Annotated in this window: 19 protein-coding genes and 3 pseudogenes; 9 read left to right on the plus strand and 13 right to left on the minus strand. The window is 70.5% G+C overall.

All coding sequences use genetic code 11. The features are described 5' to 3' along the window. The first annotated feature begins 389 nt into the window (after positions 1–389). Both ACFYY2_RS07830 and ACFYY2_RS07835 read left to right on the plus strand, forming a co-directional pair. The gene (locus tag ACFYY2_RS07830) at positions 390–674 is read left to right on the plus strand and encodes a hypothetical protein (RefSeq protein WP_388738434.1); all 285 of its coding nucleotides are present in this window, start codon (positions 390–392) and stop codon (positions 672–674) included. Then, a pseudogene (locus tag ACFYY2_RS07835) lies at positions 656–1,067 on the plus strand (PIN domain-containing protein). The gene ACFYY2_RS07830 and the pseudogene ACFYY2_RS07835 overlap by 19 nt, the downstream one beginning before the upstream one ends. A 128-nt stretch (positions 1,068–1,195) precedes the next feature. On the opposite strand, the pseudogene ACFYY2_RS07840 reads toward ACFYY2_RS07835, so the two are convergent. From ACFYY2_RS07840 to ACFYY2_RS07885, 10 genes and pseudogenes are all read right to left on the minus strand, one after another. Then, positions 1,196–1,767: pseudogene (locus ACFYY2_RS07840) on the minus strand (IS5 family transposase); the annotation flags it as partial. Between the two features lie 63 nt (positions 1,768–1,830). Beyond that, positions 1,831–2,460 (minus strand): DUF6000 family protein, encoded by a 630-nt coding sequence (locus ACFYY2_RS07845; protein WP_388738437.1) that lies wholly within the window; start codon positions 2,458–2,460, stop codon positions 1,831–1,833. 3 nt (positions 2,461–2,463) lie between these two features. Continuing rightward, positions 2,464–2,778: a hypothetical protein gene (locus ACFYY2_RS07850; protein ID WP_388738440.1), complete on the minus strand. Its 315-nt coding sequence runs from the start codon at positions 2,776–2,778 to the stop codon at positions 2,464–2,466. 166 nt (positions 2,779–2,944) lie between these two features. Beyond that, positions 2,945–3,196 (minus strand): annotated as a pseudogene (locus ACFYY2_RS07855) (HEAT repeat domain-containing protein); the annotation flags it as partial. After that, positions 3,196–3,507, minus strand: a complete 312-nt coding sequence (locus ACFYY2_RS07860; RefSeq protein WP_388738443.1) for a CPCC family cysteine-rich protein — start codon at positions 3,505–3,507, stop codon at positions 3,196–3,198. The pseudogene ACFYY2_RS07855 and the gene ACFYY2_RS07860, both read right to left, overlap by 1 nt. Before the next feature lie 171 nt (positions 3,508–3,678). After that, positions 3,679–4,260 carry a Uma2 family endonuclease gene (locus tag ACFYY2_RS07865; protein WP_388738446.1) on the minus strand — a complete coding sequence of 194 codons (582 nt, stop codon included), beginning with the start codon at positions 4,258–4,260 and terminating at the stop codon, positions 3,679–3,681. A gap of 413 nt (positions 4,261–4,673) precedes the next feature. Beyond that, the gene (locus ACFYY2_RS07870; RefSeq protein WP_388738448.1) at positions 4,674–5,870 is read right to left on the minus strand and encodes a hypothetical protein; all 1,197 of its coding nucleotides are present in this window, start codon (positions 5,868–5,870) and stop codon (positions 4,674–4,676) included. A gap of 138 nt (positions 5,871–6,008) precedes the next feature. Beyond that, positions 6,009–6,695: a hypothetical protein gene (locus ACFYY2_RS07875; protein WP_388738451.1), complete on the minus strand. Its 687-nt coding sequence runs from the start codon at positions 6,693–6,695 to the stop codon at positions 6,009–6,011. After that, positions 6,679–7,116, minus strand: a complete 438-nt coding sequence (locus ACFYY2_RS07880; protein ID WP_388738454.1) for a hypothetical protein — start codon at positions 7,114–7,116, stop codon at positions 6,679–6,681. Before ACFYY2_RS07880 ends, ACFYY2_RS07875 begins: the two co-directional genes overlap by 17 nt. Positions 7,117–7,136: 20 nt before the next feature. Continuing rightward, complete coding sequence (locus tag ACFYY2_RS07885; protein ID WP_388738458.1) at positions 7,137–9,551, minus strand: glycoside hydrolase domain-containing protein; 2,415 nt, start codon at positions 9,549–9,551, stop codon at positions 7,137–7,139. 360 nt (positions 9,552–9,911) lie between these two features. Here ACFYY2_RS07885 and ACFYY2_RS07890 point away from each other — a divergent pair, with 360 nt between their 5' ends. Continuing rightward, a complete protein-coding gene (locus ACFYY2_RS07890; RefSeq protein ID WP_388738462.1) occupies positions 9,912–10,394 on the plus strand; it encodes a cupin domain-containing protein in 483 nt (160 codons plus the stop codon). Between the two features lie 6 nt (positions 10,395–10,400). Here ACFYY2_RS07890 and ACFYY2_RS07895 read toward each other — a convergent pair whose 3' ends face one another. Both ACFYY2_RS07895 and ACFYY2_RS07900 read right to left on the minus strand, forming a co-directional pair. Next, positions 10,401–11,516: a threonine synthase gene (locus ACFYY2_RS07895; protein WP_388738464.1), complete on the minus strand. Its 1,116-nt coding sequence runs from the start codon at positions 11,514–11,516 to the stop codon at positions 10,401–10,403. A gap of 141 nt (positions 11,517–11,657) precedes the next feature. After that, positions 11,658–13,013, minus strand: a complete 1,356-nt coding sequence (locus ACFYY2_RS07900; protein WP_388738467.1) for a glycoside hydrolase family 18 protein — start codon at positions 13,011–13,013, stop codon at positions 11,658–11,660. Positions 13,014–13,275: 262 nt separating this feature from the next. Here ACFYY2_RS07900 and ACFYY2_RS07905 point away from each other — a divergent pair, with 262 nt between their 5' ends. The 6 genes from ACFYY2_RS07905 to ACFYY2_RS07930 all read left to right on the plus strand — a co-directional run bounded on the left by ACFYY2_RS07905 (position 13,276) and on the right by ACFYY2_RS07930 (position 20,370). Continuing rightward, complete coding sequence (locus ACFYY2_RS07905) at positions 13,276–14,028, plus strand: GntR family transcriptional regulator (RefSeq protein ID WP_388738469.1); 753 nt, start codon at positions 13,276–13,278, stop codon at positions 14,026–14,028. Positions 14,029–14,210: 182 nt separating this feature from the next. Then, entirely contained in the window at positions 14,211–15,941 is a 1,731-nt protein-coding gene (locus tag ACFYY2_RS07910; RefSeq protein WP_388738472.1) for a purine-cytosine permease family protein, read from the plus strand. A gap of 196 nt (positions 15,942–16,137) precedes the next feature. After that, the gene (locus tag ACFYY2_RS07915; RefSeq protein ID WP_363306770.1) at positions 16,138–16,320 is read left to right on the plus strand and encodes an SPOR domain-containing protein; all 183 of its coding nucleotides are present in this window, start codon (positions 16,138–16,140) and stop codon (positions 16,318–16,320) included. A 32-nt stretch (positions 16,321–16,352) separates the two neighbouring features. Further along, complete coding sequence (locus ACFYY2_RS07920) at positions 16,353–16,757, plus strand: (deoxy)nucleoside triphosphate pyrophosphohydrolase (protein ID WP_388738475.1); 405 nt, start codon at positions 16,353–16,355, stop codon at positions 16,755–16,757. A 393-nt stretch (positions 16,758–17,150) separates the two neighbouring features. Further along, positions 17,151–17,588, plus strand: coding sequence for an ATP-binding protein (locus ACFYY2_RS07925; RefSeq protein ID WP_388738478.1), 438 nt, complete (start codon positions 17,151–17,153; stop codon positions 17,586–17,588). A gap of 193 nt (positions 17,589–17,781) precedes the next feature. Next, positions 17,782–20,370 (plus strand): SpoIIE family protein phosphatase, encoded by a 2,589-nt coding sequence (locus ACFYY2_RS07930; protein WP_388738632.1) that lies wholly within the window; start codon positions 17,782–17,784, stop codon positions 20,368–20,370. Positions 20,371–20,472: 102 nt separating this feature from the next. Here the strand turns inward: ACFYY2_RS07930 and ACFYY2_RS07935 are convergent, their stop codons facing one another. Then, the gene (locus ACFYY2_RS07935) at positions 20,473–21,186 is read right to left on the minus strand and encodes a PspA/IM30 family protein (protein ID WP_388738481.1); all 714 of its coding nucleotides are present in this window, start codon (positions 21,184–21,186) and stop codon (positions 20,473–20,475) included. Positions 21,187–21,275 lie beyond the last annotated feature (89 nt).

Genomic DNA, 21,275 nt, shown 5'->3' on the forward strand with positions numbered 1-21,275 from the left:
AGCGCATGGAGAGTGTCGCTCTTGGGTCCGGGGCCACGCTTTCACTGTGCGGACACGGCCGTGTCCGCAGTCCGCACAGAGTCCGCAGGACACCCACAAGCGACCGTCGGAACCCAACGCACGCCAACGGACAAATGCCTGGTCAGAGCGCTGCATGCGACTCCGCCGCAGGTCAGGGTTAGTGGGCAGACATTCCGCTTCAACGGGTGACGGGTGACGTGACACCACGTCGCTGATCCGGCAAACGTGCAGGTCAGATGGGGTCCGACTCTTCGGAGTCGGACCCTTTGTTTTTTTCCCGTGCTGGGATTTGCTGAGCGGGGCGCTGACCGAGCTGTGAAGGTAGTGCGGACGTGGCGCTTTTCCTACTCGTTTGACACAATCGGGGCATGGGTGAGGCGACGTACAGCATCGGGGAAGGGCCTGCGACGCGGGTGAGCTTGTCGCTGCCGGAGGGGACCGCGGAGGCGATCCGGGCTCGGGTGGGCAAGCGGGAGTTCTCCGCGTTCATCGCCGAGGCGGTCGAGCGTGAGCTGCGTGGCCAGGTTCTGGATGAGTACTTGGCGGACTACGAGAGCCGCAAGGGGCCGGTCTCCGAGTCGGCCCGGCAGCGGGCGCGGCAGGTCTTCGACGAGGTGTTCGCCGAGGAGGCCGAGTGGCCCGCCGCAGGCTGAGTCACGAGGGGACGCTGGTGCTCGACAGCGAGGGGCTCTCGAAGCTGTTCGCCGATGACGAGCAGGTGGTGGCTCTGATCGCTGAGGCGCGCTCGCGGCATGGAGGTCGTGATCAGTGCGCTCACTATCATCGAAGCCGTCCACGCCCGTACGAAGAAGTCACGCCTGAACTGGGTGCTTTCCGGGCTGCGGGTCGTTCCGGTCGGTGACGAGGAGGCGAGGGCGGCCTCGAAGTTGCTGATGAATGCCGGGTTGCACGGACACAAGTACGCGATCGATGCGGCCGTCGCCGAGGCCGCGCTGCGACAGCACCGCCCCGTGGTCATGCTGACTTCCGATATTGACGACATGGCCAAGCTGTGCGGTGAGCGGGTCCGGCTCGTGGCGGTGTGACTTCCCTTGGTCCGGCTCAGTAGGAGCGGGGTCCGTAGAGCTCGTAACACGTTCATGAACTGGCTTTCTTGAGGCGTCTCCAGCAGATGAGGCTGTAGGTCAGGGAGACGAAGGCGTCGTGGAGTTCGGTGCGGCGCTCCCAGCGGGCCGAGCAGGGCTTCGGGCCTTCGGCGGGGCCAGCCTCGGCGGCCCGCGACGGGCGGGACTCCGTCGATGAGGGCGAGGGTCTGGGTGACGTCGTTGACGTTGGCCGCCGTCGTGATGACCTTGAGCGGGGTCCCGCGTCCGTCGCAGATCAGGTGGTGTTTGCTGCCCGTCTTCCGCCGGTCGACCGGCGACGGACCAGTGTCGGCGCCCCCCAGTCGAGTTCGCCGGCCGCATTCAGCTTCGCGAGCAGGAGCTGGTGCAGCCGGTCGAAGACTCCCGCTTTCTGCCACCGGTCCAGCCGCCGCCAGCACGTCTGCCCCGAGCCGAACCCCAGCTCCAGCGGCAGGAGTTGCCAGGCTATGTCGTCGTACAGGACGAACAGGATGCCCTGGAGACAGAGCCGATCCGACACCGGCCGCGGCCCCGGAGACCGCTCCGGCCGCGGCGGCAGCAACGGCTCGATCAACGCCCACAACTCATCGTCCACGATCCACGGTCGAGTACCCACACCCTCACGAACGGCCGAATCATCACACCGGTCACGGCCTACCAGGCCCGTTTCAGCAAGATCGTGTCACGAGCTCTGAGGACCTGGATCCGGTGATTGCGCCGCGGCCTACAGACGTCGCCAGCCGTTGGCGAAGTCGCATTGGAGGTCAGTCCAGCGGCGCTGGTCGGCGGGGGTGTGGCTGGGGTAGCCGAGGCGTCCCATGCCCTTGACCCACTCGTCCCAGAGGCCGTCGGGCTCCGTGAAGCGGTCGGCGTGGTGGGTGCCGAGGAGGGCATCGAGGCGGAGGAGGGCGCCCAGGGCGGCTGGCTGGTCGTAGTGGAGGTCGGCGCGGGGGAGGTAGCAGTCGAGGTAAGCGGTGAGGATCTCGGCGTCCGCGTGCGAGCCGAAGCGGGCCAGGGCGAAGCAGTAGGCACCGCCGGAGTAGCAGACCTCGCTGGCCAGGAGCAGGTCGCCGATGCGTGCCCGGAACCGTTCACGGCGGTCGACGCCGATCAGCCAGGCGGCGGTGAGGCGCGAGCGCCATTCGTACCCGAGGAGAGCTTCCAGTTCCTCGTCGGTGATCGAGGCGGCGTCGTTCAGTAGGTGTCGGGTGAAGCGGGTGGTGTGCCACCATCGGGGGCCCAGGAACCGCCCGCCATTCAGTACGAGATAGCGCGGGAGGCCGCCGTACATCCTCGTCACGTAGCTCTCGACCACGTGGCCGTAGCCGAATTCCTCGGGGTGCTGGGACGTCATCGGTCACCTCTCCGGGTGCAGGTCGGTACGGTCGATCCAGGTGGGGGCGACGAAGATGTTGCTGCCGGTGGGGGCTTCTGAGGCTTCCAGCAGGGACCAGGTGCGGGACTCCTCGACCAGGTGCTCCCAGGGCGCGGTCCAGTCGAGTTCCCAGTCCAGGGCGGGGCCGGAGACGCCGTATGTGCCGCCGGCGTCCACTCGCCAGAACTGGGAGTAGAGGATCACCTGGGCGTGGTCGGCCAGGTCGTTGATGAGCTCGGTGAAGTGGGCTGAAGGCCAGCCGGGGGCATTGTCCGCAGTGGTGGGTCGTAGGCGCACGGTGAGCGGCGGGACGACGGGGGTGCGTGCGCCGAGTTCGGTCAGGGCACAGCGGATGCCGACAGACTCGGTCCAGTCCGGAGAGGTCGCCCGTTTCCAGGCAGGCGCGATAGGCGTGGCGCAGGGGCTCGATGGCCCCGTCGATCTCCAGGCTCGCCAGGGCCATGGCCGCCCGTTCGCGGACGGTCGGGTTGTCGCTCTCCAGCAGTCCGATGAGAGCGGGGCCGCAACGGGGATCGCCCACCTCCTCGAAGACCTCGATGGCGGTCAGCTGACCGATGCCGCCGAGGGAAGACAGGCCGACGATGACGGCGGGTATGGCGTCGGCGCCGATCCAGATCAGCTCCGCGCGGGCGTCGTAGGACGCGTCGGCCTTGCCGTCGAGCTGCTGGACGAGTGTCTCGATGCGGGAGGTCATTACGCGGAGTGGTTCCGGCGCCAAAAGGTGGGCAGCCACCAGCAGAGCACCGAGCGGTCGTCGGGCCACGGGGCGCAGTCCTCGGCCGGCGGGCGGACGAACCGGCGGCCGTGCTCATCGCAGGCGCCGAAGTTTCGGTAGTTCCGTTGGGCCTCGGCCAGGGAAACCTTGTTCGCCCCGCCTGCCATGGTCGGCCAGCGGGACTGGACCCCGTCGTCCTCCCAGAAGCAGACGGGGCAGATCTCGTACGAGCCGGGCATCTCGCCCAGCACGCGGTGCCCGCAGCAGGGGCAGGGGTAAGAGTCGCTCACCCGCGCAGTCTCGTTGCAAGTCCCGCCGAGGTGCCATGGATTTCTCTGCCTCGGGGATGCCCGGCCAGTCCGCAGCCAGTCCGCAGGACCCCCGTAAACGGCCGTCGGGAGCCAAGCCGTCGGGAGCCAACGCAACCCAACGTCGAAGTCCCGTAGCTCCGTGCCGGCCTTTCAGCTGCTGCGCGGCGGCGTCAGCCTGTCGAGCTCAAGGCTGATCTCGAAGGGCACCGGGCGCTGGAGGGTGCCACGGAAGATCCCGGCGGGCGCGTAGGCGCCAGTGGGTTCGTCGAGCTCGTAGACGTGGACGACGGGCGCCCCTTCCTCGTCCTCGATGCACCAGTAGTGCGGGATGCCCGCCTCGGCGTATTTGCGAAGCTTCACCGTGCGATCGCGATGGGCGGACTCGGGTGAGACGACCTCGATGACGAGCCGGACTTCCTCCGGTGCGAACCAGGTGCGGTCACCGTCGAAATCGGCCGTTGTCACCAGCAGGTCCGGTTCGTGGCGGTTGCGAGGGTCCAGCTTGATGGTCATCTCGCGGCTGACCCTGGTATCGGCGGGCACCTGTTCCATGAGCGCGACCGTGAACATGGTGACGAGGTGGCCGTGCCACCACCTCTGGGGCGACATCGCGAAGACGAGGGCTCCATCGATCAGCTCCGTGTGGCGGGGTGCCTCGGGCAGGAGGTCCAGATCCTCTGCGAACCAGCCTTCCGCGCGAGGCGGGCGCATCCAGTCGGGCAGTGCGGTCATGAACCAACCCTAGTGAGTGCAGGCCCTGCGAGGGGGGTGCTGCGCCGTTGATCACCGGCGGACTCACGCAGCGGCGACAGCGCCCGGGAGCCGAGCACCAGGGACACGGCCGCAGGCTCCTTCGTACGGTGTTGTCGTTCGATGCGCAGGGCGCCGGTGCGTCACCGAACAGTTCGCTCTGCGCGGCCTGGGCTTCGGCTTCGCTCAGTGGCGCGTGCTCGGCTTCGTAGGAGGCCACGATCTCGGCGAGGCCGTCCAGGGCGAAGTGATGCCGATCATTGCAGCGCCGTCGGTCAGCCTTGGTGGCGCACAGGCTGCCGTGGCCGATCTCCTCAGGGCACGGGCACGGGCACGGGCACGGGTACGGGCACGGCATGAGGTCACCTGCCGTGCTCGTGAGGCGTGCTGACTTCTCACCTCGGTTCCGGGGTCGAAGGGCTCGGGCCGCCCGGCGGTTCGAGCATCGGCTGGAAGGAGCAGTCCTCCTCGCCGGGAACGTACGGGAGGAAGCCGTCGGGGACGGTGCGGGCGGCCGTGGTGAGGAGACGCATCAGCACTTCCTGGTCGCCTACCGGTGGAAGCCCCAGGGCGGCGAGAAGACGGTCGCGTACGGCTGGGTGGTCCGGGTGGTCCTCCAGGTAGTCGGAGCCGAGGACCGGGGGGCGGAAGCCGGCCAGGGCGTCCGGCCAGGACGGGAGGGTGATGGCGAGGGTCAGGGCGTCGGCGAGCGAATCGGCGATCAGTGCGGCCTGGCCCTCGGAGTCGGTGTAGAGGACCGGGCGCGGGTGGCCGGGGAACGCCGGGCCGCAGAGGTAGTGGGTGCCTCCCGCGTTGCATCCGGCGACGGGCTCCGCCATGAGGCCGTTGGGCAGGGCGATCGACTCGATCGGGTCGGTGCGGGCGAGGTCGAACTCGCCGTGGCAGGCCAGGTAGGAAGAGACCTCGGGATGCGCGGCGATCCTGCGGAGCAGGGCGTCGTCCGAGAGGGCGGCCGGGTCGAGGGCCGCGCTGATCGCAGGGGTGAGGGCATGTCCGGCGAGGACGTGACGGACGGCTTCGAGCGGGACAGGACGCTCGTAGTAGTCCTCCAAGTACGCCTGGACCGCCTCGGGGGAGCGGTCCGTGAGGAGATGGAAGAGGTGACCGGAGCCGTCCGGGTCCTCGCTGCCGGGCGGGAAGCAGATCCCCGAGCCGGTACGCCAGGCCGTGTCGCCGGTCTCCCGCCACAGACAGGCGGTGACACGAGGGACGTCGGAGCCCTCCTCGCGAAAGGCGGGTTCGTCCAGGATCGGGCGCAGTGCGGCGGGCACGTCGTCGATGACTCCGGGCCAGACCTCCTCGTCGTCCGACCCGTACGGGCTCATCTGCGACTCGTGGTCGAAGCCGCGTATGAGCACACCGTCCGGGGTGAAGAGGACGGAGAAGTCGTCCCCCGAGCCGTTGTCCATCAGGGCCGCCTCCTCGCCGGGGCCCCAGGCGGCGTCGAAGGTGTAGCAGCAGAAGGCCGGATCGTCGCCGAGAGCGGCGTCCAGAACGGCCAGCGCGCGCAGATGGAGACGGAGCTCGTCGGGATCGGGCAGGAGGGCGGCGGTCTCGTGCACAGTGCTCATGTCGTCATGGAAGCAGGTGGCACTGACAACCCGGCACGACGCCTGCGGCCTTCCGGTGCGCATCGGAAGGGAACCAGGCAGCCCTGGTCCGCGTGGACGGCAGGGGAGCCCCGCCGTCCGCGCGGACCACGTCCGGGGTTACGCCGCCCTGCGCGCGAACGCCTCGGCCCTGCTGCGGCGTTTCGGGTCGAAGGCGTCGACCGTGCCCGCGCCCGCGTCGCCGGGGCCCGCCTGCCATCCGCGAATGGTGCGGGCCACGCCCTTCACCTTGGGGTGGCCCGGCTTGTGCGCGAGCTCGAAGTGGGACTCCTTCGGGGTGGCGAGGTCGCCGCCCCATACGACCGCACCGTCAAGCTCGGCGAGGATGTCCCGCACCACGACGAGTTCGTGCGGGTAGAGGCCGCCCTTGACGCCTGCCGGGTAGGCGAGCGGACGGATCGCCAGGGCGGTGCCCGACAGGTAGTTGGACTCGTAGTCCTCGGCCACGGTGCGCGCCGTCCGGTGGCCCGTGACGTCGCCCTCGCGGAGCTGGTCGATCTCGTAGTGGAAGCGGCGGGCCACGTGCAGCAGGATCACCGCCGCGTCACCGCCCGCGAGACGCACGGACCGCCCGGAGCCCTCGATCGTGAAGAGCTCCGCCTCGTCGAGGACGGGCCAGCCGTTCGCGGACTTCGCACCCGCCCAGCGCCGGCCGGTGGGAGCGCCGGCGGCCGACGGGACGGCCGGGGCGGCGTACGCGGTGCCGGGCAGGCCGGCCAGGGCCGTGGTGGCTCCTATCGCGGCGCCCGCGAGGAGCACACCGCGTCGGTCAATCTTGTTTCTCACGCTTCTTCCTTCCGATGACCGCCGTCGCGACGGCGCCCGCGGCACAGCCGACGAGCAGCAGCGCGATGGCGACGAGAGTGGGGTTGACCCAGGCGGGGACCAGGTCGAATCCGGCGTTGCACTTGTTGTGCAGGGGGAACCACCGGGACGGCTCGCGCCAGGACTCCGACCGGTAGGCGTCGTCGTAGCCCGCTCCCCGGGAGGCGCAGGCCTCCCGGACGTCGAGACCGCCGGAGAAGACCCCGGTGAACCAGACGACGCAGCCGAGCCCGGTCAGCACCACCGCCGGGAACGCCCACCAACCGGGGCGTTCCCAACGGCGGGTGGTGAGACCGCGCGCGGTTTTCCAGACGCTCAGCACGAACACGGCCAGGACGAGTGGGGGGAGTGCGATGGCGGCCAGTGCCGAGACGGCGTTCACTTACGGGGTGGTCCCTTCGTTCATTCGCGGGCCGCGCGGCTCCCGGCGGCCTTCAGGTACTTCGCGTGGTTCGCTTCATAGGTGGCACGCAGGCGCCGTTCGGTTCCCGTGCGGGCCAGCATCACGTCGACGAAGCCCTGCTCGAAGGGCTCCAGGTCGTCGTACCCGAGCATCGCGGGCAGCGTCTTGATCCCGCCCCGTACGGTCACGAGCCCGATCTGGGCGGCGATGACCTTGGCGTCGTCGGCCGCGGTGAGGATGTTGTGGGCGAGGAACTTGGCGTCCTCCGCGTTGCCGCTGAACCGCCCGCTCCAGTAGCGGCTGAAGCGTGTCAGGCCACCGCCCCCGTTGTAGAGGTCGCGGACGGCCTGGACGATCGTCTTCCCGTCACGGACCGCCTTGGCCAGCAGCCAGGCGTCCGCGTCCTCGATCAGGTCGTTGTAGCCGAAGCTGGACGCGACCCCGACCTTGGCCATCTTCAGCTGCACGAAGTTGCGGCCGTCGGGGTACTGGTCCGAGGCCCGGCGCCAGTCGACGTAGAGGGTCAGCAGGTCGCCGCCCCAGCCCGCGACGTCGCCCGCGTTCACCGAACGCGGGTTGGACGGCATCCAGGAGACGAAGTGCCCGTTGGCGGACGCCATGAGATGCTCGGCGCCGAGTTCGTACGCCGTGTACGGGTCGGTGAAGTCGGTCATCACCGACATGCCTTTTCCGTTGGCGTAGTCGACGAACTCCGAGTTGTACGACCCGATCAGGAAGTCCCAGTCGCCGCCGCCGTACGCCTTGTGCCGGATGTACTCCATGACCAGCTGGTTCGGGTCGCCCTCGCCCGGGTAGGCCACGGCGTGGTCGTACAGGCGCTGGACGTAGTCGATGAAGCCGTCCGCCGGGCCCGACGGCTTGTTCACACTGTTCTGGCCGGGGTCGATGCCGGAGATCACGTCACGGTCGAGGTCGAAGGTGTCCGACCCGTTGGTGACCTTGAACTCCTTGATCTGGTTGAACGACCAGTTCGCGGGGATCGGGAAGCCGAGGTTGCCGGAGAAGCCCCATGACATGCCCGAGACGAACGAGTAGCGGGCCCCGGTCTGCCGGCTGACGACGGTGCACACGTTCCGCGAGCCGTACACGCCGTGCACGTAGCGCCTGCCGTTGTAGGCCAGGCCGGCGGCCACTCCGTGGAAGTACGGCACGATCGCCGCGTCGATCTCGTCGCGGGTGGCGTCGTAGTCCACCGCGAAGTAGATGACGGTCCCGCGGTTGAAGCCGTAACCGGAGGCCAGGTTGTGGGCGTTGAGGGCGTGCTGGTAGCCCTGGCTGTAGGTGAAGTCCGAGAGCTGGCGGGCGTTGTCCTGGTAGATCGGGAAGACCTTCAGCCCGTTGCTGAACATCGTGTTCAGCTCGCCCGGCTTGATCTCCTTGTCCAGGGTCGAGCCCGGCGGGTCGTACAGATAGCGGCCCACGACCTCGTAGCCGTTGTTGCGCAGCCACTGGGCGCGGGAGGCGGTGATCTCGAACCGGGTGTCGGAGCCCGTGGCGGGGCGGTCGGGGTCGCCCATGGAGACCAGGAGCTGCGCCCATGTCCGGTAGTCCGAACGCCCGTTGACGTCCAGCTTGCAGAAGCGCTGGAAGATCTCGACCCACTCGCGGAGCTTGGAGTCGTAGCTGCTGCGCCACGTGGTGGGGGTGCCCGTCTCGCTCGTTCCCGTGGGGACGGGGGAGTTGAACACGCAGGCGGCGGAGAACAGCTGCACCCACAGGCCGGAACTGCCCTCGCCGAGGTTCTTGGTCTGCAGCCCGGCCTGGGTGGCCGGACCGAAGTTCCCGTTCGGGGCGGCGATCCCGAGTTCGTACTGGATCGCGATCATCATGGACTTCTGCACGTCGCGGGAGTAGATCCCGTCGCAGGGGCCGATGCTGTAGGCGTCCCTGGTCCAGTAGTTGCCGTTGAGCCAGCGCTGGATCGAGCGGATGTCGTCCGTGCCGCCGCTGACCTTCGTGTACGCGTCCATGTTCAGGATGCACTTGAAGATCTTCGGGGTGGTGACACCGCCGGCGGTGCCGGTGCCCCCGTCGGGCAGGCCCATGTCGACGAGAAGGCTCTTGACCGCCTCGGTGGTCACGGCGCCGTAGCCGCCGTAGCCGTTGGCCCCCCAGTAGCCCTTGCAGAACAGGCCGTGCTGGATGATGCGGACGATGTTGGTGTTCTTGTCCCAGCCGAAGCCGATGTCACCCAGGGCCTGCAGCCTGGACATCGTGGTCGGGCCGAAGCTGGCGACGACCGGGCTGATGCCCAGTTCGTGCTGGAGGCCCATCACGAGGGCGTTCATGGTGGACCAGCCTGTGCGGCCGTCCTCGGGGCACCGTACGTATCCGGAGACGCTTCCGTAGGTCGCGTTGACCCACGTCTGGGCGTCGAGGACCTTCTCGTCCAATGTCGATCCCTTTCTCGGCAATGGGCGGCGGCCGGCCCGGCCCGGAGCCGCGCCATGACGGCGTCGCGGCACGGGCGGAGGACGCGCTGCTCTGCCGGGGACGCTACGCAGCGGAGGTCTCCGTTCCCTCTCCGCGGAACGTCACGGCGCCGTGCGGCGACCTTGGGCCCCCGCCCACCCGGACGGCGGGACCGTCGTACGGTGGTGAGAGAGACGCCCGATGTCCCCGCACGGGGTGTCGCGCGCCGGTCACGGAGCGGTGGCGGGGCCCACGTGGACCTGCCGGCAGGCGGAGGCGGGGCGGGGCCCGCGGGCCCGCGCACGCGGCGGGCGGCACCGGCACCAGGACAGGAGAACGGCATGTCGTATCCGGAACCCGTCTACGCCGGCGGCGAGGGCGAGATCACCGCGGTCTACCGCCCGGCGGACAGCACCCCGAACCTGCTGACCCGAAGCGGCGGCAGCACCGACTACCTGGCCACCGGCGGATCGACGCACGGCGAGTTCGGCCTCTACCGGATCACCATGGGCCCCCGGGCGGGCGGTCCCGCGACGCACTTCCACCGGTCGATCTCGGAGTCCTTCTACATCCTCGGCGGGACGGTCCGGATCTACGACGGCGAACGCTGGACCGACACCGGGGAGGGCGACTTCCTGTACGTCCCCCAGGGCGGCCTGCACGCCTTCCGCAACGACTCCGACGAGCCCGCGTCCATGCTCCTGCTCTTCACCCCGGGAGCGCCCCGTGAGGAGTACTTCGAGAAGGTGGGGCAGGTCTCGGACTGGCCGGAGAAGCAGCGGGCGGAGTTCTTCATCAAGCACGACACGTACTGGACGGACTGAGACCGGTCAGGGTGCGAGGCCCGTCTTGAGACCGGCCCCGCAGAGCGGTACGACCACGCTCCGGCCCGGCCGGCCCCCGACGGCCGCCCAGCACGCCACTCCCGTGGTCTCCACGAAGAAACCCCGTGCCGCCAGGTCCCGTTGTGCCGCGCGGATGCGGTCCTCCGACACCGTGAGGAAGGTCCCGCCGGACTCCCGGACGGCCGCGAGGATCTGCCGTGCGCGCGGCGGGCGCGGGATGGCGATCCCCTCGGCGAGCGTGGGCGGGACCGGGGCGGCGGTGTCCGGCAGGTCCTCGTCCCCGGCGTGGAAGGCGGCGGCCAGCGGGGACACCGCTTCGGCCTGTACGGCGATCAGGGCCGGGCGGCGGTCGATCAGGCCGTGGGCGAGGAGTTCCGCGGTGGCGAGCGCCGCTCCCAGGAGCAGGGTGCCGTTGCCCACGGGCACGGCGATGGCGTCGGGCAGGGTGCCGCCGAGGTCCTCCCAGATCTCGTAGACGTACGTCTTGGTGCCGTGCAGGAAGTACGGGTTGAAGACGTGCGAGGCGTAGAAGGTGCCGGGCGTGTCCGCCGCGGCGCGGGCCGCGGCCGCCGTCGCCTCGCGGCCTCCCGGTACGGTCTCCAGGCGTGCGCCGTGCGCCCGGATCTGCTCGGTCTTCTTCGGGGAGGTCCCCTCGGGGACGTAGACGGTGCAGGGCAGGCCCGCCCGGGCGCAGTAGGCGGCGACGGCCGTGCCGGCGTTGCCGCTGCTGTCCGCGACGACGTGGTCCGGGGAGAGCCTGCGGGCCAGTTCGGCCAGCATCACGGCGCCGCGGTCCTTGAAGGAGAGCGTCGGCATCAGGAAGTCGAGTTTGGCCGAGACGTCCTCCGTCAGGGCGACGAGCGGGGTACGGCCCTCGCCGAGGGAGACGGCCGCGCCGTCGAGCGGAAGGGCCTCCGCGTAGCGCCACAGCGAGTTGACGCGCCCGGCCAGCGCGTCGAGCGCCACCGGGGCCCGCGGGGCGGTCTCCAGATCCCAGGGGCCCCGGCAGACCGGGCAGCACCACGCCGGTGACGTGGCACCGGCCCGCGTCCCGTCCTGTGGGCAGATGTACGTCGCCGTGGGCATGCGGATGTCGGCCATGGGACGAATCTACGGCCGGGCGGCGTCCGTGAGCCGGCCGGCGCGGGCGAGGAGCGCACGGGACGGCCGGTCCAGGTGCGCCCCTCACGGGTGAGGAGCCACGGGACGGCCGCCCGGTGCGCTCCTCACCCGCCGTGTCCGTCAGCGGCGTCCGAGACCGCGGGCGACCGCGGCCATCAGTTCCCCGTCGTCCGTGTCGCCGTCCAGCGACCAGAACATGGCCCCGCCGAGCCCGCGTTCGCGGATGTACGAGGTCTTGGCGCGCAGTACCTGCGGGTCGTCGTAGGTCCACAGGGTCGTGCCGTCGAACAGCCAGGCGTGGCCGTTCCTGACGTCCCGGTGCACCTTGTACGCGCCGGATTCGGCCAGTTTCTTCAGGGCCTTGTAGTCCTCGTACCCCGCGGCCCAGGTGGCGGGCGCGGGTCCGGCCGCGGGCTGTCCGAGGCCGTCGCCGCCGCCGGTGACACCGGTCCAGCCCTGGCCGTAGAACGGCATGCCCATCACGAGTTTGCGGGCCGGCGCACCGCGCCTGAGCCAGTCGCGGACCGTCTGGTCGACGCTGAAGTCGCCCGGTGCGCGGAGCGCGGACTGCTGGGCCGTCGTGGCCTCGCCGGAGACGTGGAAGTCGTAACCCTGGAGGTTGACGAAGTCGAAGTCCCGCATGATGCGCGGCACGTCGAAACCGGCGTCGATCTTGGCGGGCGCGGTGGGGACGAAGGCGGAGAGCTCGTAGTGCTTCGGCTTGCCCTTCCCCTCGCGGCCGCTCTTCGCGTAGGCGTCGAGCTGGGTGCGGAACTCGTGCACCAGGGCGGTGAAGTTCCGCTTGTCCTCGGGGCGGTAGACCGTGTCCGTGTCGCCTGCCGAGCCGGGCCACTCCCAGTCGAGGTCGATGCCGTCGAAGAGGCCCGCGGCCGCACCCTCGCCGCCGCGCGTTCCGTCGACGGGCAGGTTGCCCTTGATGTACAGGTCGATGCACGAGGAGACGAGCGCCCTGCGCGAGGCCGCGGTGCGCGCGGCGTCCGAGAAGTGGGTGGACCAGCTCCAGCCGCCGAGGGAGATCATCACCTTGAGGCCGGGGTGGGCGGCCTTGAGCTCGCGGAGCTGGTTGAAGTTGCCCGCGAGCGGCTGGTCCCCGGTGTCGCCGACGCCGTCCACCGAACCGGCGTCGTCCAGCGGACGGGCGTAGTCCGCCCAGGCGTCCGCCTCGCCGGGCACGTTGCCGGTGAAGCACTTGCCCTCCGGGCTGACGTTGCCGAAGGCGTAGTTGATGTGGGTGAGCCGGGCCGCGGTGCCGCTGGTGTCCAGGTCCTTGACCTGGAAGTCGCGGCCGTAGACACCCCATTGGGTGAAGTAGCCGACGCTGCGGTACGCGCGCTCGTGGTGGCCGGTGCCGCGGTCGTGGCCGCTGCCTCCGGCACTCGCCGCGGGGGCGAGTCCGGTCAGGAGGGCGAGGGCGCAGGCCGCGGTGGTCAGTCCGGTCAGGGTTCTTCGACGCATGGGGCTCGTTCCTGTGCGTGTGCCGGGATGGGGTCCGGGCGCGGGCCCGGGTGTTCCGGTGCCGGAGGGCAGCGGGAGCCGTGCTGTGCACAGGAAGGTATTGGTCTGGACCAAAAACGGTCAAGGGTCCGGGCAGGCCTGAACCGGGTATGCGCAGGTCGGCGTCGAATCATCACTTCGAGTGAAACTCTGGCCCGTGCTTGCGGTTCCCAACCCACGGTTGCCACGCTGTTGCTGTCTGTCAACCTGTTGGGAGTGGCTTGTGCCTTTCGGTGAGCAGCCCGCCTACCTGCGCGTGGCGAGCGATCTCAGGGAGAAGATCGTCAACGGCGCGCTGCCGCCCCATACCCGCCTGCCGTCGCAGGCGCGCATCCGCGAGGAGTACGGGGTCTCGGACACCGTCGCGCTGGAGGCGCGCAAGGTGCTGATGGCCGAGGGGCTCGTGGAGGGCCGCTCGGGCTCGGGGACGTATGTGCGCGAGCGGCCGGTGCCGCGACGGATCGCGCGCTCCGGCTACCGCCACGGTGCGGGAGCCAGCCCGTACCGCCAGGAACAGACGGCGGAGGGGGCGCGCGGGACCTGGGAGTCCCGCAGCGAGCAGGAGGAGGCGAGCCCCGAGGTCGCCGAGCGGCTCGGCATCGAGCAGGGCGACCGGGTGATGCGCACGAGGTACGTCTTCCGGGAGGCGGGCGAGCCGGTGATGCTGTCCACGTCATGGGAGCCCCTCGCCGTCACGGGGCGCACGCCCGTGATGCTGCCTGAGGAGGGGCCGTTGGGCGGCTGCGGTGTGGTCGACCGGATGGCGGCCATCGACGTCGTCGTGGACAACGTCGCCGAGGAGGTCGGTGCCCGTCCCGGCCTGGCCGAGGAGCTCCTGGCGCTCGGCGGGGTGCCCGGCCATGTGGTGATGGTCATCGGGCGGACGTACTACGCCTCGGGGCTCGCGGTGGAGACGGCCGACGTGGTGGTCCCCGCCGACCGGTACCGGATCGCCTACCATCTGCCGGTCAAGTGACGGGAGGGGCGCCGGCGGCGACCGCTGGGAGCGACGGGCTGTCCGCCGCCCGTGATCCGGAGTTAACGCACCCGCGCCGCTCTTAACCGGCGGGCAACGCCTCGCCGTGATGACTTGTCATGTCCGGCTCCTACCTTCCCGTTCGTCACCCGCACACCGGACCGACGAACGGGAAGTCACCGATGACGGACATCGCAACGCCCACGACGGGCGAGGCGCCACAGCCGGCCCCGCCGGACGGACCCCACGAGCCGAGGCGCAGTTACGCCAGGCTCGCGGCAGACGAGAGCCGTGAGGACTACTCCCTCCGCTACGCGCCGCACTCCTTCAGGCGCTGGTCGCCCTCCACGGTCGCGGGGACGGCCCTCGGCGGGATCGCGTATCTCGCCGACTTCGCGATCGGTGCCTCGATCGTCTTCACCTACGGCTTCACCAGCGGGTTGGCCTCGATCCTGGCCGCGGCGGCGATCATCTTCCTCACCGGCATACCCATCGCCCGGGCCTGTGCGACGTACGGCCTGGACATGGACCTGGTCACCCGCGGTGCCGGTTTCGGCTACTTCGGCTCGACCCTGACCTCGCTGATCTACGCGTCCTTCACCTTCATCTTCTTCGCGCTCGAAGGCTCGATCATGGCGCAGGCCATGCACCAGGCCGTGGGGCTGCCCGTCGAGGCCGGGTATCTGATCACGACGCTGATCGTGATCCCCGTCGTCTTCCGGGGCATGGGCGCGCTGGCCAAGGTGCAGGCGTGGACACAGCCGGTGTGGATCGTCGGCATGGTGCTGCCGTTCGTGGTGCTCGCCTTCGAGGCCCCGGACGCCTGGGGGGCGTTCGGCTCCTTCGGCGGCACGGAGGGGGCCGGCTCCGGGTTCTCCTGGATCGCCTTCGGGCTGGGCACGGGCGTCGCGCTGTCGCTCATCGCGCAGATCGGCGAGCAGGCGGACTACCTGCGCTTCATGCCGGCCAGGACCGAGGCCGGCAAGCGACGGTGGAATCTCGCCGTCCTCGCCGCCGGACCCGGATGGGTCGTCATCGGGGCCGCGAAGCAGATCGGCGGAGCGTTCCTGGCCTTCGTGGCGCTGGAGGCGGTCGGCACCACGCACGCCCTGGAACCGATCGCGCCGCAGGTCGAGGCGCTGAAACCGTGGCTCGGCTCCTTCGCGCTCCCCGCGGCGGCCGTGTTCGTGATCGTGTCCCAGATCAAGATCAACGTGACCAACGCCTACAGCGGCTCCCTGTCCTGGTCGAACTTCTTCTCCCGGATCACGCACAGGCACCCCGGCCGGGTCTGGTACATCTTCCTCAACCTCGCCATCGCGCTGACGCTGATGGAGATGAACATGTTCGCGGCCCTCAACAAACTGCTGGGCTTCTACTCCAACGTGGGCATCGCCTGGATCGTGGCCGTCGCCGCCGACCTGGTCATCAACAAGCGCATCGGGCTGAGCCCCCGCTACATCGAGTTCAAGCGGGCCTACCTCCACGCGGTCAACCCGGCGGGCTTCGGGGCGATGGTGATCGCCTCCACCGTCTCGATCCTCGCCTTCTTCGGGCTGTTCGGCCGGTACGCCGAAGCGTTCTCCACCTTCATCGCGGCCGGACTCTCCCTCGTCCTGTGCCCGTTGATCGCCTGGCTCACGAAGGGGAAGTACTACCTGGCCCGGCCGAACCCGGTGAACGGCCCGGGCGTCGAGATCGCCGACATCACCGCCACGCACACCTGCGCGGTGTGCGAGACCGACTACGAGCTGCCGGACATCGCGGACTGCCCGGTCCGGTCCGGCCCCATCTGCTCGCTGTGCTGCTCGCTGGACGCGGAGTGCGGTGACGTGTGCCGCAAGGAGGCCGGTGCCGGACCGGTGGCACTGCCGATGCCGACGGTGCGAACACCGACTGCTCCGGCGGGCTGACCCCGAGGAGCTGGGGGCGCATTCGACCGAGTGCGCCCCCATCGGTGTGGCCGGATAGGTGTCTCTTTGTGCAAACTCGCATCCGCTGAGTGAAGGTCAGGCGTACGCTCGGGCATATGCGTACTGCGGTTTCCTGGGGATCCTTAGAAGCGTGCACGCCAGTGGGGAGAGGGGCGAAATGCTGGGGAGGAACGGCATGACCGACAGCGGTGCCGTGCTCCCCTGGCTGGTGATCAGACAGGACGACAACGGCAACAGGTATCGCGTCGGCCGTTATGCGACGCAGGACGAGGCACAGAAGATCGCCGACGGCCTGGACCGTCACGGGCACAAGCAGCTCTACTGGGTGGAACGCTCCGGCCGGAGCGCGCGCCCGTAGCGAGCGCGCGCCGACCGGCTACGCTCCGGCGCATGAGTGATTCCGTGGTGGTGGCAGGGGCCGTCTTCGACGGGGGGCGGCTCCTGGCCGCCCGGCGCAGCGCACCGCCCGAGCTCGCCGGCCGCTGGGAGCTGCCGGGCGGCAAGCTGGAGCCGGGAGAGAGCGGCGAGCAGGCTCTCGTGCGGGAGCTGCGCGAGGAACTCGGCGTGGAGGCGCAGCCGCTGGAGCGCATCCCGGGGGAGTGGCCGCTGAAGCCCGGCTATGTGCTGCGCGTGTGGACGGTCCGACTGGTGTCCGGCGAGCCCAGCCCCCTGGAGGACCACGACGAGCTGCGCTGGCTCGACGCGGAGGACGCGGACACCGTCGACTGGCTGGACCAGGACCGACCCGCCGTGGCCGAGGCCGTGCGCCGCCTGCGCGGGACGCGGGGCGCCTGACGGAGGCCGGACCGGTGCCTTCCGCCCGGCGCCCTCCGCATGGCCGTCGCGCGCTCCCGCCGCCTTTCGCATGGCCGTCGCGCGCTCCCGCCGCCTTTCGCATGGCCGTCGCGCGCGCTCCCGCCGCTCTCCGCAGGGTCTCGGCGAGTCTCCACGCGCCCGCCCGCGGGGCGGTTTCCGCGCGCCGCCGCCCGAGCCCTGCCCCGCCCGCTCGCCCGGGGGGCGTCTCTCCGCGCCCCTTTCCTCCGTCGACACCGCGGGCCACCTCCTCGTGCGGGGCGCGTACACCCGTACGCCCCCACCGGATCGTCCGCGCGATAAAGTGCAGCGCATATCGGGTATGTGCCGATTGGACCCTTGAGGGCGGGTGTGCCCCGCTGTCGACCCTGGGAAGTGATCGGCGTGACCGACCCCGACGGCGACTGTGCCGAGTGGAGCTTTCCGGCGGCGCCGGGCTCCGTGCGCACCGCCAGGCACGCGGTCCGTGACGCACTGCACCAGTGGGGGTACAACGGCGGGTTGGGGGACGTTGCCGTACTGCTCGTCAGTGAGCTGGTGACCAATTCGCTGCGCCACGCCTCAGGCCCCATCGGGGTCCGGATCGTGCGGCCGCACATCCGGGGCGACGGGTCCGGTGCGCGGGACGACGGGCAGGGGCTGCTGGTGGAAGTCTCCGATCCGGTTCCGGATGCGCCCACCGAACATGCGGCCGGACCCGAGGACGAGGGCGGGCGCGGACTTCAGCTCGTGGCTTGTTCCGCGCGCCGCTGGGGTACCCGGCGCGGAAAGAGCGGCAAGACGGTGTGGTTCGAGCTCCCTCTGCCTGGTTAGGAGAGGGGAGGGACGCACAGCGATCACCGGAGGTCGGGCAGGTCCTGGCTGAAAGGGACTGAGACCGTGCTGTGATCGTGAACGCCGTGCCGGTATGGCTCGTAGTGCTGAATACTGCGGGCAGGACCGGTCCGGTGTGTGAGCTGGAGGGGACGGTCGCGTGAGCGAGATACCTGGGACAGCGGGCGACGTCGTGTGGCAGAGCAGCCCGCCTGGCTCGATCTACGAATACATCAGGGTCGCCTCCTTCTCGATCGGGGCGGACGGGTTGATCGAGCAGTGGAGCCGGCGCGCCGCCGGCCTGTTCGGCATGGCCTCCGACGAGGTGGTGGGCAGGGACCCGGTCGAGGCATTCATGCCCGCCGAGCTGCGCCCCGGCGCCCACAGGCGTGTCGGCGAGATCCTCGACGGCAAGGAGTGGACGGGCCTGGTCCCGTTCCGCATGCCGGGCGAGAACGGGGCGAGCGGTCTCGCCGAGATCTACGTCATGCCCAGCCTCACGGGGACGGGCGAGCGGGCCGCGCTCTGCATCGTCGTGGACGTCCGCGCGCTGCGCCGCATCGAGACCGATCTGGCGGCCTCGCAGGCGATATTCGGCCAATCTCCCTTCGGGTTCGTCCTCTTCGGCACCGATTTCACCGTCGTGCGGGCCAACGAGCGGTTCGCCACGGTCTTCGGCGGCGAGGCGGACGACCACCGCGGACGCACCGTCGACGACTACCTGGCCAGGCCCGAGGCCGAACGGCTCTCCGCCACGCTGCGGCGCGTCCTGGAGACGGGCGACTCCGTCACCGATCTGCAGCTTGTCGGCGTCCCTCCCGGTGGCATCGGCCGCCGCCACTGGTCCATGAACCTCTACCGGGTGCACAGCGGATCCGGTCGCCCCGTCGGTGTCGCGGGGCTCGCCACCGACGTCACGCAACGGCACATCGCCGCCCGCGAGGCCGCCAGCGCGCGGCGCAATCTCGCCCTGCTCAACGAGGCCAGCGCACGCATCGGCAACTCCCTGGACCTGGAGACCACAGCCAGGGAACTGCTCGACGTCGCCGTGCCCGGCTTCTGCGACATCGCCTCCGTCGACCTGTACCAGGGACTGCTCACCGGGGAGGAGGCCTCGCCCTCCAGCTGGGGCGGGCACCAGGAGTCCGGCACCGGCTCGGCCGAGCTGCGCCGGGTCGCCCACGCCAGCGCGGTCTCCGACGCGTCCGGGGTCCTGCCCGGCACGGCGGACGGACCCGGCGCGGAAGCGGGCGCGGTCTCCGGTGCGGACGGCGGGGAGCCCGCGCTCGGCTCGGTCCACCGCTTCCCGTTCCACTCGCCCTGTGCCGTCGCCCTGCGTACCAGCCGTGTCGAGGCGGTGCCCGGCGACGAACGCGGCTTCGTCCAGTCCACCCTCGCGGTGCCGATGGTCGCGCACGACGTGGTCGTCGGCCTGGTGCAGTTCTCCCGTACCAAGGGCAGCGAACCCTTCGGTGAACGCGACCGGGCCCTGGCCACCGAGCTCGCCGCCCGCGCCGCCGTGTGCATCGACAACGCCCGCCTCTACCGCCGGGAGCACGAGCGGGCGCTGATCCTCCAGCGCAGCCTGCTGCCGCCCGGCGATCCAGAGGCGGCCGGTCTCGACATCGCCTGCCGGTACCTGCCCGGCAACACCGCCACCGAGGTCGGCGGCGACTGGTTCGACGTGATCGAGCTCCCGGGCCACCGCACGGCCCTGGTCGTCGGTGACGTGATGGGCCGCGGGCTGCGGGCCGCCGTCGCCATGGGCGAACTGCGCACCGCCGTGCGCACCCTGGCCCTCCTGGACCTGGAACCCGCCGAGGTGCTCTCGGCCCTCGACGAGGTCGCGCGGGGCCTGGGTACCCCCGGCGGTGGCGAGCGGAGTGACGGCTTCGGCGCGGGGGGCGGCGCCCAGTGGCCCTCGCGCGTCGCCCACAAGTCGCGCGAGGCCGACCTCTCCGAGGTGTATCTGGCGACCTGTGTGTACGCGGTGTACGACCCGGTCACCCGGCGGTGCACCTTCGCCAACGCGGGTCATCTGCCGCCCGTGGTGGCCGAGCCCGGCGAGCCGCCCCGGCTGCTTGAGGTGCCGCCCGGCATGCCCCTGGGCGTCGGCGGCGAGCCCTTCGAGGAGGTGGAGATCGAGCTGCAGGAGGGCTCCCTCCTCGCTCTCTACACCGACGGGCTCGTGGAGTCCCGGGACCATCCCCTCGACGAGGGCCTGCAGGCCTTCCGGCAGGCGCTCGCCGATCCGTCGCAGCAGCTGGAGGACGTCTGCGACCACGTCCTGACGACCCTTCACACCCGGCACGGCGAGGACGACATCGCCCTGCTGATGGCGCGCATCCAGGGGCTGGAGACGGACGCGGTGGGCGACTGGCGGCTGCCGCGCGAACCGCGCTCCGTCGGCCGGGCCCGTGAGCTGGCACGTGAACAGCTCGGCGCCTGGGACCTGGACGATCTGGTGGACACCACCGAACTGCTCGTCAGCGAACTCGTCACCAACGCCCTGCGCTACGGCGAGGGCGAGATACGGCTGAGGTTGCTGCGGGACCGCACCCTCGTGTGCGAGGTGTGGGACGCGGGTCTGGTGCAGCCGCGGCGCCGGCGGGCACGGGACACCGACGAGGGCGGGCGCGGACTGCAACTGGTCGGACTGCTCAGCGCGGCCTGGGGATCGCGGCGCACCCCGCGCGGCAAGACGGTGTGGTTCGAGCTGGCACTGCCGGACGGGGAGCCGGCCCCGGAACTCTCCGTGGACCAGCTGCTGAGCATGTACTGACCGGCGTACGCCGAAGACACGCACGCGCCGGGGGACCCGCGGCCCGGCACCGGAGGCGGGCACCCGCGGGGAGCGGGCTCCCGCCTCCGGGCGGGCCGTCGCTCACGACGCCGACTTGAGGGCGGCGAGACGGGCCTCGATCTCCGCGCTGTCCCCGACGCTGTCCAGCTGCTCGAACTGCGCGTCGAGGGACGACGCGGCCAGCTCCTGCTTGCCGACCGCCCGCGCCTCCTCGCGCCGTACCTTGTCCTCGAAACGGCCGAGCTCACTGGTCGGGTCCATGACGTCGATGCTCTTGACCGCGTCCATCATCCGGTTCTGGGCGCGCGCCGACGCGTCGCGCGCGACCAGCTCGTCGCGCTTGGACTTCAGCCGGGTCAGCTTCTCCTTCATCTGGCCGAGACCCGTCTTCAGCTTCTCCACGACGACCGTCTGCGACGCGATCGTCGGCTCGGCCGTCTTGGCCTCCTGCTCCGACTGCAGTTGCCGGCCGAGCGCCACCTTGGCGAGGTTGTCGAACGTGTCGGCCTCCGCCCCCGCCGCCGCGGCCCGCAGCTCATCGGCCTTGCGACTGGCCGCGAGGGCCTTCTGGCCCCACTCCCGCGCCGCGTCGACGTCCTCCCGGTGGTCCTCCTCCATCAGACGGAGGTTGCCGATGGTGGCGGCCACCGCCTGTTCGGCCTCCGCGATGTTGTCCGTGTAGTCACGGATCAGCTGGTCGAGCATCTTCTGCGGATCCTCGGCCTGGTCGATCAGAGCGTTGATGTTGGCCCGGGCCAGCTGAGTGACGCGGCCGAGGACGGTCTGCTTGGTCATGGCACCTCTCCTTGTACGAAACCGAGACCGACGGGCCCGGTGCGAAACGGTGGAGCGACGGGCCGTGCGCGGGACCGCGGACCCGCGGC

This window comes from Streptomyces sp. NPDC001822, assembly GCF_042892135.1.
In the GTDB taxonomy this organism is placed as follows: Bacteria; Actinomycetota; Actinomycetes; order Streptomycetales; family Streptomycetaceae; genus Streptomyces.

Bases quoted from the DNA above. Each gene is read 5' to 3' on its own strand.
- ACFYY2_RS07830 (WP_388738434.1), top strand. From the start codon at position 390: ATGGGTGAGGCGACGTACAGCATCGGGGAAGGGCCTGCGACGCGGGTG.
- ACFYY2_RS07845 (WP_388738437.1), bottom strand. From the start codon at position 2,460: ATGACGTCCCAGCACCCCGAGGAATTCGGCTACGGCCACGTGGTCGAG.
- ACFYY2_RS07865 (WP_388738446.1), bottom strand. From the start codon at position 4,260: ATGACCGCACTGCCCGACTGGATGCGCCCGCCTCGCGCGGAAGGCTGG.
- ACFYY2_RS07870 (WP_388738448.1), bottom strand. From the start codon at position 5,870: ATGAGCACTGTGCACGAGACCGCCGCCCTCCTGCCCGATCCCGACGAG.
- ACFYY2_RS07890 (WP_388738462.1), top strand. From the start codon at position 9,912: ATGTCGTATCCGGAACCCGTCTACGCCGGCGGCGAGGGCGAGATCACC.
- ACFYY2_RS07895 (WP_388738464.1), bottom strand. From the start codon at position 11,516: ATGGCCGACATCCGCATGCCCACGGCGACGTACATCTGCCCACAGGAC.
- ACFYY2_RS07900 (WP_388738467.1), bottom strand. From the start codon at position 13,013: ATGCGTCGAAGAACCCTGACCGGACTGACCACCGCGGCCTGCGCCCTC.
- ACFYY2_RS07910 (WP_388738472.1), top strand. From the start codon at position 14,211: ATGACGGACATCGCAACGCCCACGACGGGCGAGGCGCCACAGCCGGCC.
- ACFYY2_RS07915 (WP_363306770.1), top strand. From the start codon at position 16,138: ATGACCGACAGCGGTGCCGTGCTCCCCTGGCTGGTGATCAGACAGGAC.
- ACFYY2_RS07920 (WP_388738475.1), top strand. From the start codon at position 16,353: ATGAGTGATTCCGTGGTGGTGGCAGGGGCCGTCTTCGACGGGGGGCGG.
- ACFYY2_RS07935 (WP_388738481.1), bottom strand. From the start codon at position 21,186: ATGACCAAGCAGACCGTCCTCGGCCGCGTCACTCAGCTGGCCCGGGCC.